Source organism: Mesorhizobium sp. C120A (genome assembly GCF_030323105.1).
Classification (GTDB): domain Bacteria; phylum Pseudomonadota; class Alphaproteobacteria; order Rhizobiales; family Rhizobiaceae; genus Mesorhizobium.
Genome location: NZ_CP100476.1, coordinates 760,632 through 773,805, shown reverse-complemented (window position 1 = coordinate 773,805; position 13,174 = coordinate 760,632). Strand labels below are relative to the sequence as shown.

Below are 13,174 nucleotides of genomic sequence, written 5' to 3'. Positions count from 1 at the left end.
ATGCAAGGAGAATGATCATGACTGCAACCGCGCCCATCCGCTGGGGGATACTTGGGCCCGGCGACATCGCCAAAGCGTTCGCCCGCGGCGTGGCAGGCTCGCGCACCGGCACGATCGTGGCGCTCGGCGCCCGCAATCCCGGCAAGGCAGGCTTGGCCGAGACGTTTCCCGGCGCCCGCATCCTCGACGGTTACGACGCGCTGCTCGCCGACCCCGAGGTCGATGCCGTCTATATCGCCATCCCGCATCCCGGCCATGCCGAATGGGCAATCAAGGCGGCGGAAGCCGGCAAGCATGTGCTGTGCGAAAAGCCGCTGGCGCTGACCGCCTTCGAGGCCGACGCCATGATCCATGCTGCGCGCAAGGCCGGCACCTTCCTCGGCGAAGCGTTCATGTACCGGCTGCACCCGCAGACGGCGAAGCTGGTGGAACTCATCAAGTCGGGCGTCATCGGCGATGTCAGGCTGATGAAGTCGAGCTTCGGCTTCGCCATGCCGGGCTTCATGCCCGAGCACCGGCTCTACGCCAACGATCTCGCCGGCGGCGGCATCCTCGATGTTGGCGGCTATCCCGTCTCGATGGTGCGGCTGATTGCCGGGGCTGCGACTGGAAAACCCTTTGCCGAGCCGGACAAGGTTGTCGGCACCGCCCATCTCGGCAAGTCCGGCGTCGACGAATGGGCCTCGGCGCTGCTGCATTTTCCCGGTGGCATCGTCGCCGAGGTATCCTGCAGCATCTCGCTCAAACAGGACAATGTCCTGCGCATCCTCGGCACCAAGGGCCGCATCGAGGTGCCGGATTTCTGGTTCGCCGGCGGCGGCAACCGCGATGGCGGCCCTGGCCGGATCGATGTAATTCTCGCCGACGACACGCGCGAGACCATCAGCGTCAACGAAACCCGCCATCTCTATTCCTTCGAGGTCGACGCCGCCGGCGAGGCGATCCTGGCCGGCAAACAGGAGTTCGCCTGGCCGGGCATGAGCTGGGCCGACAGTCTCGGCACGCTGCGTGTGCTCGACAAATGGCGCGCTGCCGTAGGGCTCGAATATGAAATCGAAAAGCCGGCTAAGCGAACCAACACCCTTTCGGGCCGGCCGCTGCGCACCGGCGGCACCGCCATCGGCAAGCGCAAGATTCCGGGCCTGTCGAAGCCGGCCTCCGTGGTGGCGCTCGGCTTCGAGGATTTCCGCACCTTCTCGTCGGGCGCAATCCTGCTCGACGCCTTCTTCGAGGCCGGCGGCAATCTGTTCGACACCGGCTACGTCTACGGCGGCGGCTACACCGAAACGCTGCTTGGCCAGTGGCTCAGGAATCGCGGCGTGCGCGAGCAGTCGGTGATCATCGCCAAGGGCGCCCACTCGCCGCTCTGCTATCCCGATGTCATCGGCAAGCAGCTCGCCCAGTCGTTGGACCGGCTGCAGACCGACCATGTCGACCTCTATTTCATGCACCGCGACAACCCGGATGTGCCGGTCGGCGAGTTCGTTGACGCCATGGACGCCGAGGCCAAGGCCGGCCGCATCCGTGGCCCGTTCGGCGGCTCGAACTGGACGATGGCGCGCATGGACGAGGCGATTGCCTATGCCGAGCGCACCGGCAAGCAGAAGCCCGGCGTGCTCTCCAACAATTTCTCGCTGGCCGAGATGCTGGAGCCGATCTGGGCCGGCTGCATCACCTCGTCGACCGACGACTGGAAATCCTGGCTGACGAAAAGGCAGATGCCCAACTTCGCCTGGTCGAGCCAGGGCCGCGGCTTCTTCACCGACCGCGCCGGCCGCGACAAGCAGGACAATGAGGAGCTGGTGCGGGTCTGGTATTCCGAGAAGAACTTTGGCCGCCGCGACCGCGCCATCGAGCTGGCGCAGCGCCTGGGCAAAAGTCCGATCCACATCGCGCTCGCCTATGTGCTGGCGCAGCCCTTTCCGTCGGTGCCGTTGATCGGCCCGCGCACGCTGGACGAGTTGGAGGACAGTTTGAAGGCGCTGGATATCAAGCTGTCGGCGGAGGATGTGGCGTGGCTGGATAGCGGGCCGGAAAGGCGGCGGGCTTAGCAGCTAATCTCCCCCTTGAGGGGGAGATGTCGCCGAAGGCGACAGAGGGGGTCGCCTCGCGTGGAGCGCTAACCTCCTTCTGCAGCGGCAGGTAGGCCGAGCCCAGTCGAACGACCCCCTCTGGCCTGCCGGCCATCTCCCCCGCAAGGGGGGAGATTAGCAGCTCATGCGTTCCACCTACCGATCGATCCGTGTCGACAAAATAATCGACGACGACGTCCGCTCGACCCCGTCCATCGCCCCGATCTCGTCCAGCAACGCATCCAGATCCCTGATCGACGGCGCGTCGACGATGACGATCATGTCGAAATTGCCGCTCACCGAGTGCAGCGTCCGTACCGGCGGCAGCGCCTGCAGCGCCCGCACCACCTTGTCGGCGAGCTTGGGCGTGACGGTGAGCAGCACATGCGCCCGCACAAGCCCCTGCTCGTAGTCCGGCGCCATCCGCACGCCATAGCCGGTGATGATGCCGCGCTGTTCCAGCCGCTCGATCCGGCTCTGCACTGTCGTGCGCGAAACGCCGAGCTGGCGCGCCAGCTCAGTGGTCGACGCGCGGGCATTGGCGCGCAGCAGGGAAAGCAGTTTTTGTTCGGCGTCACTGAGCATTTCGACGAACCTCGTCGGCGTATCGTTCAAGTGCAGGGTTCATTTCAAACGATCCCACGCTTCCTTTCGACAGGCAAGCTGCGATTCTTGAAGGCATCGCGTCCACCGCGCGGCGGTCTGGGCCAAAGAGTTTTCACGAGGGGCAAGGTCATGAAGAAAATCATCGTCGTCGGCGCCGGCAAGATCGGCTCCACCATTGCAGGCATGCTCGCCGACAGCGGCGACTACCACGTCACCGTTGTCGACCGCGCGGCGGCGCAGTTTGCCGCGGCCGAACTTCCCGCCGGCGTCGAGGGGCTGGAGCTCGATATCGCAGCGCCGGGCGCACTCGAGGCCGCCCTTGCCGGCGCCTTCGCCGTGCTGAGCGCCGCCCCCTTCCATTTGACCACGCGCATCGCCGAAGCGGCCGCCGCCACCGGCGTGCACTATCTCGATTTGACCGAGGATGTCGTCTCGACCCGCCGCGTCAAGGAGCTGGCCAAGTCGGGCAACAGCGCCTTCATTCCGCAATGCGGCCTGGCGCCGGGCTTCATCTCGATCGTCGCCAATGATCTCGCCAGCCGCTTCGACACGCTGGAAAGCGTTCGCATGCGCGTCGGCGCGCTGCCGCAATACCCGTCCAATGCGCTGAACTACAATCTGACCTGGAGCACCGACGGCGTCATCAACGAATATTGCGAACCCTGCGAGGCGATCGTCGAGGGCGAGCTGATCGAGGTGCCGCCGCTGGAGGAGCGCGAAGAGTTCTCGCTCGACGGCGTCACCTATGAGGCCTTCAACACCTCCGGCGGTCTCGGCACGCTGGCCGAGACGCTGAAGGGCAAGGTGCGCACGCTGAACTACCGCACCATCCGCTATTCCGGCCACGCGGCGATCATGAAGGCGCTGCTCAACGATCTCGGCCTGCGCCACCGCCGCGACGTGCTGAAGGACATTTTCGAGAGCGCCCTGCCGGCAACGCTGCAGGACGTGGTCATCGTCTTCGTCACCGTCTCGGGCCGCCGCAATGGCCGCCTGCTGCAGGAAACCTACGCCAACAAGATCTATTCGCAGCGCATTGGCAGCCAGGTGCGCAGCGCAATCCAGATCACCACTGCCTCAGGCATCTGCGCCGTGCTCGACATGCTGGCCGACGGCACCTTGCCGGCGACCGGTTTCGTCAAGCAGGAAGACATCGCGCTGGATGCGTTTCTCGCCAATCGTTTTGGGCGCGCTTATGCGCAGCACGAGATGGTGAGCCGGCTGGCGAGCTGAGCTACTTCACCCTCCCCCTTGTGGGGAGGGTCGGCGCGCAATCGGAGCGAAGCGGAGATGGCGAGACGGGGTGGGGGGTGAGCGCCGACGGTTGGCGAGGACCCCCACCCTGCTCCGCTCCGCGATCGACCCTCCCCACAAGGGGGAGGGTAAAGCGCCCGCTACTTCCGCAGAGCCATCGGTCGTCCGAGCAGAAACCGGATGAAGTTGCCCGCGGTCCGCGGCGCCATGCGGGGCTGCGTCGCCTGTCGTGGCGCGCTTTGCCTTCGCGCTGGCACCTTGGGTTCGACACCCGGTCGGCCCACCGTGAAGGAGGGCCCCGAGACCGGCTTCCCCCTCAACACGTTGGCGGCGTTGTTGTCATGGATGACGATGCACCATTGCGCGCCCTTCGATGCCGCCACGACGGTGTTGAAGCGCGTCGCCATTTTTGCGTGGTGCTCGCTGTAGACGCCGCTCATCGCCGGCGATCTCCTTTCGACCAGCGTGCCGAACGCCGACGTGACATAGTCGTGGTGCGTGTAGCGTCCGCTTGCCGTCTCGAAATTCTGGCCGTCCGGAAAGGCAATGTAGAGCGGCTGCAGGTCCACCACACGCTTTTCGATCTCCCGGCGCGCGTAGTGGTCGACGCGCTCCATGAAGGTCGGCGCCAGCGCGTCGTCGCTGTCGAGCCGCGTTAGCGAGACATACTCGGCATCGCTGTCGTCGTGGACGAAAGCATTGAAGCGATTGTTGTAATCGTCGCCGGCCTCGACAAGGATCGGCCTGACGTCGACACCGGCCACGCAGCTGCACACGGTGCGAATATAGTTCTCGTGCGTATCGGCATCGAACGCCACAAGGACGGTAAAATCCTTCAGCGACTGGCCTTCGAGCGACGACGCGCAATAGGTGTCGAACAACGCCAGGCGCTCGACCAGCCAGACCGGGTCGAGATTGGCGCGGCCCTTTCCGTCCCACTGGCTTGGCTTGAAGCCAGCGGCGATGTTGTAGCGTATGGCGATGTATTTCTTCAGGCCGGTGTCCATGGACCGACACTTAGTACATTCCGCTGATCTGCGACAACCAACGGCTGGGCGGCCACCCTCCCCCTTGTGGGGAGGGTCGGCTCGCGGTCGGAGCGAAGCGGAGATGGCGAGACGGGGTGGGGGTGAGCGCTGACGGTCGGCGAGGACCCCACCCCGCTCCGCTACGCGGATCGACCCTCCCCACAAGGGGGAGGGTAAGCGCACTTCAAATATGCAGCGCGTGGCCCAGCGCCTTCAGCGCCGCTTCCTGGAAGCCTTCGCCTTGCGTCGGATGCGCATGGATGGTCCCGGCGATATCCTCCAGCCGCGCGCCCATTTCCAGCGCCAGGCCGAACGCCGCCGCCAGTTCCGACACGCCTTGCCCGACCGCCTGGATGCCCAGCACCAGATGGTTGTCCGCGCGGGCGACAACACGAACAAACCCGTCCTCGCCGAGTTTCGTCATCGCCCGGCCGTTGGCGGCGAAGGGGAACTGGCCGATCTTGATTTCGCCTGAAGCCTTCGCCTCCTCCGGCGTTAGCCCTGCCGTCACCAGCTCCGGATCGGTGAAGCAGACGGCCGGGATCGAGCGCTTGTCCCAGCTGCGCTTGTGGCCGGCGACGATCTCGGCCACCATTTCGCCTTGCGCCATCGCCCGGTGCGCCAGCATCGGCTCGCCGGTGACGTCGCCAATGGCATAGATGCCGCGCATCGAGCTGCGGCACTGGTCGTCGATCTTGATGAACTTGCCGGCCACGTCGAGATCGATCTGATCGAGGCCCCAGCCCTCCGTCACCGGCTTGCGGCCGACCGTGACCAGGATCTTGTCTGCCGCGATTTTGGTGCTCTTGCCGTCCGCGGTCTCGACCAGCAGCGCGTCGCCCTTGACCCCCTTGGCCTTGGCGCCAAGCATCACCTCGACGCCGATCTGGGCCAGCCGTTTCACCACCGGCCGGGTCAGTTCCGCATCATACTGCGCCAGCACGCGCGGCAGCGCCTCGACCACGGTCACCGCGGCGCCCATTTTGGCGAACGCCATGCCGAGTTCCAGCCCGATATAGCCGCCGCCGACCACGGCGAGCTTTTTCGGCACCTCGCCGAGAGCCAGCGCTTCTGTGGATGAAATCACCGGGCCGCCGAACGGCAGGAACGGCAGTTCCACCGTCGCCGAGCCGGTGGCGATCACAACCGTTTCGGCGCGGATGATCTGGGTGCCGGTCTCGGTCTCGACCGCGACGGTCTTGCCGTCGCGGAACGTCGCCCAGCCATAGACGGTCTTGACCTTGGCCTTCTTCAGTAGCCCGGCAACGCCCCCGGTCAGCCGGCTAACAATGCCGTCCTTCCACGCAACCGTCTTGCCGAGATCGAGCACGGGCGCTGCTAGCGAGATGCCGAGCGGACTGCTGCCGCCGGCCATATGCGCGACCTTCTCGAACTCTTCCGCCGCATGGATCATCGCCTTGGACGGGATGCAGCCGACATTGAGACAGGTGCCGCCCGGTTTGCCGGCTTCAACGATCACCGTATCGATGCCGAGCTGGCCGGCACGGATAGCGCAGACGTAGCCGCCGGGCCCGGCGCCGATGACCAGCAGCTTGCAGGAGATTTCTTTCATGGCGTGACCCTTTGATGCGAGGGAATGTTCCGTCGCGATCCTTCGCGCCCCCCTCTGTCCTGCCGGACATCTCCCCCACGAGGGGGGAGATCAGCAGCTTCTTCGCTTCGCTCATTCCTGCAACGATGGAGATTGGCGAAACCCTGCGTGACGTCCAATCTCCCCCTTGTGGGGGAGATGCCTGGTAAGGCAGAGGGGGGCGCTGTCCCGCCGTCATCTCGGTCGTTCCGCCCTCAATCCACAAATATCAGCGCTGGCGTCTCAATCAGCGCCTTGATCCGCTGCACAAACACCGCCGCATCCCAGCCGTCGACCACCCGGTGATCGAAGCTCGACGACAGGTTCATCATCTTGCGCGGGATGAACTGGGTGCCGTCCCAGACCGGCCGCACCATCATCTTGTTGACGCCGACGATCGCCACCTCAGGATGATTGATGACCGGCGTCGTCGCCACGCCGCCCATGGCGCCGAGCGAGGTGATGGTGATGGTCGATCCCGACAGCTCGTCGCGGCTGGCCGTGCCGGACTTCGCCGCTTCGGCCAGGCGGTTGAGCTCGGCCGCGCAATCCCAGAGGTCGCGCGCCTCGGCGTGCTTGACCACCGGCACCACCAGGCCCGACGGCGTCTGCGCGGCAATGCCGATATGGACGCCGCCATGCTGATGGATGATGCCGGCCTCGTCGTCGAACAGCGCGTTGATGTTGGGCTGGTCGGCAATCGCCTTGACCATCGCCCGCATCAGGAACGGCAGCAGCGTCAGCTTCGGCCTCTCCACACCCTTGCGCTTTTCCTTGTTGAGCGCCGCGCGCAACTCCTCGAGTGCTGTGACGTCGATCTCCTCGACATAGGTGATGTGCGGGATGCGTGACTTCGCCAGCGACATTTTTTCGGCGATCTTGCGCCGCAGTCCGATGACCTTGATATCCTCGACGCTGTCATTGCGCGCCAGACCCGACGCCTTCGCCACCTGCGGCCCGCGCGCGAGAAAGGCCTCGATATCTTCGTGGCTGATGCGGCCGGCAGGGCCGGTACCCGACACCTGGCGCAGATCGATCCCCGCCTCCTTCGCCCTGAGCCGGATGGCGGGCGACGCCAGGGGCTTTTCGCCCTCCGGGCGCGGCGCGCCGGAGGGTGCCGCACCTTTAGATGTCGGCGCAGTACCCCCGCCCCTGGCCCCTCCCCACAAGGGGGAGAGGGATTCAGTCTCAGCTGCCCGTGCGCTTTTGGCTGCTGGTGCAGGTGGTGGCGACTTGGCGTCGGATTTCGTGGCCGAAACGCCTCCCTCTTGTGGGGGTCCGGAGGACGGGCGAGACCCGTGGCTCGCCTCGGCAGGGGTGGGGGTGCTCTTGGCGCTGGCCTCGCCCGGCAGCGCATCCTTCACATTGCCTTCACCCGCCACCTTCAGCCGCACGATCGGCGAGCCGATCGCCACCGTGTCGCCGATCTCGGCGCCCAGCCACAGAATCTCGCCATCGACCGGCGAAGGTATTTCCACCGTCGCCTTGTCGGTCATCACGGCGGCAAGCACCGAGTCCTCGCGCACGAGGTCGCCGACCTTGACGTGCCACTCCACAAGTTCGGCCTCGGCGACGCCTTCACCGACATCCGGCAGCTTGATGATGTGTTCGCCCATCCCTAGGCTCCCATGGTTTCGAGAAGCGCGCGGCCGACACGGGCCGGCCCCGGGAAATAATCCCATTCCTGCGCATGCGGGTAGGGCGTGTCCCAACCGGTGACGCGCGCCACCGGCGCTTCCAGATGGTAGAAACAATTTTCCTGCACCAGCGCCGACAGCTCGGCGCCGAAGCCGGAGGTCAGTGTCGCCTCGTGCACGACGACGCAGCGTCCGGTCTTCTTCACCGAAGCGACTATCGCGTCGAGATCGAGCGGCAGCAGGGTCCGCAAATCGATGATCTCGGCATCGATGCCGGTTTCTTCCACGGCCGCCTGCGCGACATAGACCATGGTGCCGTAGGCGAGCACGGTGACGGCCGAGCCCGCCCGGCGGATCGCCGCCTTGCCGAGCGGCACCGTGTAATGGCCGTCGGCGACCTCGCCCAGTTCATGCTTCGACCATGGCGTCACCGGTCGGTCGTGATGGCCATCGAACGGTCCGTTATAGAGCCGCTTCGGCTCCAGAAAAATCACCGGATCGGGATCCTCGATCGCCGCGATCAGCAGCCCCTTGGCATCATGAGGATTGGACGGCACCACCGTCTTCAGCCCCGACACATGGGTGAACAGCGCTTCCGGGCTCTGGCTGTGCGTCTGGCCGCCAAAGATGCCGCCGCCGGTCGGCATGCGGACCACGATCGGACAGGTGAAATCGCCGTTCGAGCGGTAGCGCAGGCGTGCTGCTTCCTGCGTCAGCTGGTCGTAAGCCGGGTACATGTAGTCGGCAAACTGAATTTCCACGCATGGCTTCAGCCCATAGGCGGCCATGCCGATGGCGGAGCCGACAATGCCGGATTCGTTGATCGGCGCATCGAAGCAGCGGGTCTTGCCGTACTTCGCTTGCAGGCCTGCCGTGCAGCGGAAGACACCCCCGAAGAAGCCGACATCCTCGCCATAGACGATGACGCGTTCGTCGCGCGCCATCGACACGTCCATGGCGTCGCGGATCGCCTCGATCATGGTCCGTCTCGGCATGGTCAGACTCCCGCCTGCTGGCGCTGGCGCCTGAGATGCGGCGGCATCTCGGCAAACACGCCCTCGAACATCTCGCGCGTCGACGGCTTGCCGCCGGCATGCAGCGTGCCGTGGCCTTCAGCTTCCTTCTGCGCCGCGATCACCGTCTCGAGGATTTCCGCTTCGGCCTGGGCGTGACGCTCGTCCGACCAGACGCCGCGTTGGATCAGATGGTTCTTCAGCCGCATCACCGGATCGCCGAGCGGCCAGGCGTCGGATTCCGTCTTCGGCCGATAGGCCGACGGATCGTCCGAGCTCGAATGCGCGCCGGCACGGTAGGTGACATGTTCGATCAGCGTCGGCCCGAGATTCTGCCGCGCCCGCTCCGCCGCCCATTTGGCCACGGCATGCACGGCGAGATAATCATTGCCGTCGACGCGCAGCGCCGGAATGCCGAAGCCGAGGCCGCGCGCGGCAAAGGTGCCGGAGCCGCCACGCGCAATGCCTTGAAACGTCGAGATCGCCCACTGGTTGTTGACGACGTTGAGGATGACCGGCGCCTTGTAGGTTGAGGCGAACACCAGTGCGGAATGGAAATCGGATTCGGCCGTCGAGCCGTCGCCGATCCACGCCGCCGCGATTTTCGAATCGTTGCTGATAGCGGAAGCCATCGCCCAGCCGACCGCCTGGATGTATTGCGTCGCCAGATTGCCGGAGATCGAGAAGAAGCCGTGCTCCTTCGACGAATACATGATCGGCAGCTGCCGCCCTTTGAGCGGATCGGCCTCGTTGGAATAGATCTGGTTCATCATCGTGACCATCGGATAGCCGTCGGCTATGAGCAGGCCGGCTTGCCGATAGGTCGGGAAATTCATGTCGCCCGGCATCAGCGCCTTGCGGAAAGCGCAGCTCACCGCCTCTTCGCCCAGATGCTGCATGTAGAACGAAGTCTTGCCCTGGCGCTGCGCCATCTGCATGCGCGCATCGAAGCTGCGCAGCGTCATCATGTGGCGCAACCCCTCGAGCAGCTCCTCGTCGGTGAGCAGCCCGGCCCACGGCCCGACCGCCTCCCCGGTGCGGTTGAGCACACGGATGATCGAAAACGCCATGTCGCGGATGGTGCGCGGATCGACATCGATGTCCGGGCGCGGCACCGAGCCGGCCTTGGGGATAGGCACGTTGGAGAAGTCGGGCGTTCCGCCCGGCCGCACTTCCGGCTCCGGCACATGAAACCGCAACATCCCAGCATCGGTCATGACCATGGTCCTCCCATTTGCTGCGGTGATATTTGCACATCCGCGCGCCCGGCACAGCGCCAATTCATGGGGCGCCGCAACCCATCCGGCGTCACGGCCGGCAGGCGACCGCAAGATGCAGATATGTCGGCGAAATTTCTTGTCGATGTTGGGGAGCGGCGCGCAATTAGGCGCAAAGTTTTGCAGGATTTCCGGCAGATAGTCACTTCACGGCCTCCGGGAGAGATGAAGGCACCAAGGTCGGCGAACTCGCGCTTTCCTCTCCCCCGTCGATCGGGGGAGAGGTGTCGAGCGAAGCTCGACGGAGTGGGGGTCGACCCTTGGGCGCTAGGCAATGCTTGAGATAGTGCCCTTCCTTTGTCCGTTCGCGGCGATTGCCAGGTGGCTCCCCCACTCCGTCTCGGCTTCGCCGAGCCACCTCTCCCCCCTCCGGAGGGAGAGGAAGGGCGCTAGGGTCTCGAACTCTCTGGAGAACGTTCACTCAGCGGCCGCATCATGCTAACCACCCTCCATGGCGCAGAAAAAAGGATATGAGGTCGATTCGTGGCTGGCGAAGCCTGACGCGCGCATATCGATCGTCCTGCTTTACGGACCCGACCGCGGCTTGGTCGCCGAGCGGGCCAAAGCCTTTGCCGCGAAAACCGGCCTGTCGCTCGACGATCCGTTCTCAGTCGTCCGGCTCGATGGCGCGGAGGTCGATCGCGACCAGGGCCGGCTGCTGGACGAAGCCCGCACCGTGCCGATGTTCTCCGACCGGCGGCTTCTGTGGGTGCGCAACGCGAGCGGCCAGAAGGCGCTGGCCGACGACGTGAAGGCGCTGACCGCGGAGCCCGCGCGCGACGCCATCATTCTCATCGAGGCCGGCGACCTGAAAAAAGGCGTCGGGCTGCGCGCCGTGGTCGAGGCGGCCGACAACGCCATGGCGCTGCCATGCTATGCCGATGAAGCGCGCGACATCGACAGCGTCATTGACGACGAGTTGCGCAAGGCCGGCATGTCGATGGCGCTCGACGCACGCCAGGCGCTGCGCCGCAATCTCGGCGGCGACCGGTTGGCCTCACGCGGTGAGATCGAAAAACTGGTGCTTTATGCCCACAGCCAGAAGGACATCAGCCTCGACGACGTAAGGGCGATGTCCGGCGACGTCTCCGGCGCCTCCTTCGACGACGCGGTCGATGCTGTGCTGGAGGGCAGGATCGGTGACTTCGACACCGCCTTCACCCGCCACTGCCTGTCCGGCGGCCATCCTTTCCTGGTACTGTCCTCGGCGATGCGGCAGCTGCAGCAGCTTCAGGTCATGCGCGGCCAGATGGACACCGCCGGCCGCAACGCCGCCTCGGCAGTGGCCGGCGCCCGTCCGCCGGTGTTTTTCTCGCGGCGCAAGCTGGTGGAGAAGGCGCTGGAGCGCTGGAACGTCGAGGCGCTCAGCCGCGCGCTGAACCGGCTGCAATCGGCCGTGCTGCAGACCAGGCGCAGGCCGGATTTGTCGGAAGCGCTGGCGCGGCAGGCGCTGCTCGGCATTGCGGTGGAGAGCGCGAGGCTGGCGCAGCGGTGATCTCCCCCTTGAGGGGGAGATGTGCCAAAGGCGACAGAGGGGGGTCGCGGCGCGTGGAGCGCTGGCGCCTTTCGCAACGACAAACGAGGTCGGCGCTTGATGGGAGACGACCCTTCTGGCCTGCCGGCCATCTCCCCCTCAAGGGGGGAGATCAGCAGTTCGATCCCTTCGGCAATCGCCAATAAAAAGAAGGGCCGGCAACCGCCAAGCCCTTTCTTCATCCTAAGCCAGAACTTCATTCGCCGGCTAAATATGGCGCAACCCCAACCCTCTACCGCTCATCCTTCAACCGCCGGCATAGCTCGTCAAGCTGCTCCAGGCTGCGGTAGTCCACGCGGATAGCGCCGCCCTTGCCCTTGTGCTCGATGGTCACGATCATGCCGATCGTGTTGGTCATCAGCTTTTCCAGCGCCAGCGTGTCGGCATCCTTGCCCGATACGCCGTGTGATGGTTTTGCCTTGGGCGGCGTGCCGCCCGCCGGCATCTGCGCCAGCGCTTCCGCCCGGCGCACCGAAAGCCCCTCCTCGACAATCTGCTTGGCGAGCCCGGCTGGATCCTGCGCCGTCACCAGCGTGCGGGCGTGACCGGCTGACAGCGCGCCGTCGACCAGCATGTCGCGGATGACGTCGGGCAGCTTCAGCAGCCGCAGCGTGTTGGCGACGTGGCTGCGGCTCTTGCCGATGACATTGCCGAGATCGGCCTGGGTGTAGCCGTGATCGTCGATCAACTGCTGGTAGCCGAGCGCCTCCTCGACCGGATTGAGGTCGGTGCGCTGGACGTTCTCGATGATCGCCAGTTCCAGCGCCGTGCGGTCGTTGACGTCGCGCACGATGATCGGAATCTCGGTCAGCCCGGCGCGCTGCGCGGCGCGCCAGCGTCGCTCGCCGGCGATGATCTCATAGCGCCCGGCCTGCGTCGGCGAAGGCCGCGCCACCACCGGCTGCACCACGCCATGCTCGCGGATCGACTGCGCTAGATCGGTGAGGTCGGCGTCGCCAAAGTGCCGGCGCGGGTTTTTCGGGTTCGGGCTCACGAATTCTATCGGCACCTTGCCGTCGGCATTCAGGCCTGGCTTTTCGGCCGCTGCCACTGGGCGGTCGATCTCGCCGATCAGCGCCGCCAGTCCACGCCCCAGTCTCTTTCTCGAAAGGTCTTCGCTCATCTCAATTCCAGATTCTTGATCGTTTCGGTGCCGGATCGG

10 protein-coding genes are annotated in these 13,174 nt (G+C 65.4%); 3 read left to right on the top strand and 7 right to left on the bottom strand.

What is annotated here, in order from left to right; genetic code table 11:
* Window positions 1–17 precede the first annotated feature (17 nt).
* Window positions 18–2,051, top strand: coding sequence for an aldo/keto reductase (locus tag NL532_RS03830; protein ID WP_023740153.1), 2,034 nt, complete (start codon window positions 18–20; stop codon window positions 2,049–2,051).
* Between the two features lie 177 nt (window positions 2,052–2,228).
* Here NL532_RS03830 and NL532_RS03825 read toward each other — a convergent pair whose 3' ends face one another.
* Entirely contained in the window at window positions 2,229–2,657 is a 429-nt protein-coding gene (locus tag NL532_RS03825) for an Lrp/AsnC family transcriptional regulator (protein ID WP_023672167.1), read from the bottom strand.
* A 150-nt stretch (window positions 2,658–2,807) separates the two neighbouring features.
* Between NL532_RS03825 and NL532_RS03820 the strand changes: the two genes are divergently transcribed.
* Window positions 2,808–3,911 carry a saccharopine dehydrogenase family protein gene (locus NL532_RS03820; protein ID WP_023710313.1) on the top strand — a complete coding sequence of 368 codons (1,104 nt, stop codon included), beginning with the start codon at window positions 2,808–2,810 and terminating at the stop codon, window positions 3,909–3,911.
* Between the two features lie 161 nt (window positions 3,912–4,072).
* Here the strand turns inward: NL532_RS03820 and NL532_RS03815 are convergent, their stop codons facing one another.
* The 5 genes from NL532_RS03815 to NL532_RS03795 form a co-directional block, all read right to left on the bottom strand.
* Window positions 4,073–4,939 (bottom strand): glycosyltransferase, encoded by an 867-nt coding sequence (locus NL532_RS03815; protein WP_023702534.1) that lies wholly within the window; start codon window positions 4,937–4,939, stop codon window positions 4,073–4,075.
* 205 nt (window positions 4,940–5,144) lie between these two features.
* Window positions 5,145–6,533 (bottom strand): dihydrolipoyl dehydrogenase, encoded by a 1,389-nt coding sequence (gene lpdA, locus NL532_RS03810; protein WP_023754588.1) that lies wholly within the window; start codon window positions 6,531–6,533, stop codon window positions 5,145–5,147.
* Window positions 6,534–6,766: 233 nt separating this feature from the next.
* Window positions 6,767–8,167 carry a dihydrolipoamide acetyltransferase family protein gene (locus NL532_RS03805; protein ID WP_023829871.1) on the bottom strand — a complete coding sequence of 467 codons (1,401 nt, stop codon included), beginning with the start codon at window positions 8,165–8,167 and terminating at the stop codon, window positions 6,767–6,769.
* A gap of 2 nt (window positions 8,168–8,169) precedes the next feature.
* Window positions 8,170–9,183 carry an alpha-ketoacid dehydrogenase subunit beta gene (locus NL532_RS03800; protein WP_023672171.1) on the bottom strand — a complete coding sequence of 338 codons (1,014 nt, stop codon included), beginning with the start codon at window positions 9,181–9,183 and terminating at the stop codon, window positions 8,170–8,172.
* Window positions 9,184–9,185: 2 nt separating this feature from the next.
* Window positions 9,186–10,418 carry a 3-methyl-2-oxobutanoate dehydrogenase (2-methylpropanoyl-transferring) subunit alpha gene (locus NL532_RS03795; RefSeq protein ID WP_023829872.1) on the bottom strand — a complete coding sequence of 411 codons (1,233 nt, stop codon included), beginning with the start codon at window positions 10,416–10,418 and terminating at the stop codon, window positions 9,186–9,188.
* A 511-nt stretch (window positions 10,419–10,929) separates the two neighbouring features.
* Between NL532_RS03795 and holA the strand changes: the two genes are divergently transcribed.
* Window positions 10,930–11,973: a DNA polymerase III subunit delta gene (gene holA / locus NL532_RS03790; protein WP_023829873.1), complete on the top strand. Its 1,044-nt coding sequence runs from the start codon at window positions 10,930–10,932 to the stop codon at window positions 11,971–11,973.
* 271 nt (window positions 11,974–12,244) lie between these two features.
* Here holA and NL532_RS03785 read toward each other — a convergent pair whose 3' ends face one another.
* Window positions 12,245–13,135, bottom strand: coding sequence for a ParB/RepB/Spo0J family partition protein (locus NL532_RS03785; protein ID WP_023715715.1), 891 nt, complete (start codon window positions 13,133–13,135; stop codon window positions 12,245–12,247).
* Between the last annotated feature and the right edge of the window lie 39 nt (window positions 13,136–13,174).

Excerpts from the sequence above, each read along its gene's own strand:
- NL532_RS03815 (WP_023702534.1), bottom strand. The coding sequence starts at position 4,939 with ATGGACACCGGCCTGAAGAAATACATCGCCATACGCTACAACATCGCC.
- holA (WP_023829873.1), top strand. The coding sequence starts at position 10,930 with ATGGCGCAGAAAAAAGGATATGAGGTCGATTCGTGGCTGGCGAAGCCT.
- NL532_RS03825 (WP_023672167.1), bottom strand. The coding sequence starts at position 2,657 with ATGCTCAGTGACGCCGAACAAAAACTGCTTTCCCTGCTGCGCGCCAAT.
- NL532_RS03800 (WP_023672171.1), bottom strand. The coding sequence starts at position 9,183 with ATGCCGAGACGGACCATGATCGAGGCGATCCGCGACGCCATGGACGTG.
- NL532_RS03785 (WP_023715715.1), bottom strand. The coding sequence starts at position 13,135 with ATGAGCGAAGACCTTTCGAGAAAGAGACTGGGGCGTGGACTGGCGGCG.
- NL532_RS03805 (WP_023829871.1), bottom strand. The coding sequence starts at position 8,167 with ATGGGCGAACACATCATCAAGCTGCCGGATGTCGGTGAAGGCGTCGCC.
- NL532_RS03830 (WP_023740153.1), top strand. The coding sequence starts at position 18 with ATGACTGCAACCGCGCCCATCCGCTGGGGGATACTTGGGCCCGGCGAC.
- lpdA (WP_023754588.1), bottom strand. The coding sequence starts at position 6,533 with ATGAAAGAAATCTCCTGCAAGCTGCTGGTCATCGGCGCCGGGCCCGGC.
- NL532_RS03795 (WP_023829872.1), bottom strand. The coding sequence starts at position 10,418 with ATGACCGATGCTGGGATGTTGCGGTTTCATGTGCCGGAGCCGGAAGTG.
- NL532_RS03820 (WP_023710313.1), top strand. The coding sequence starts at position 2,808 with ATGAAGAAAATCATCGTCGTCGGCGCCGGCAAGATCGGCTCCACCATT.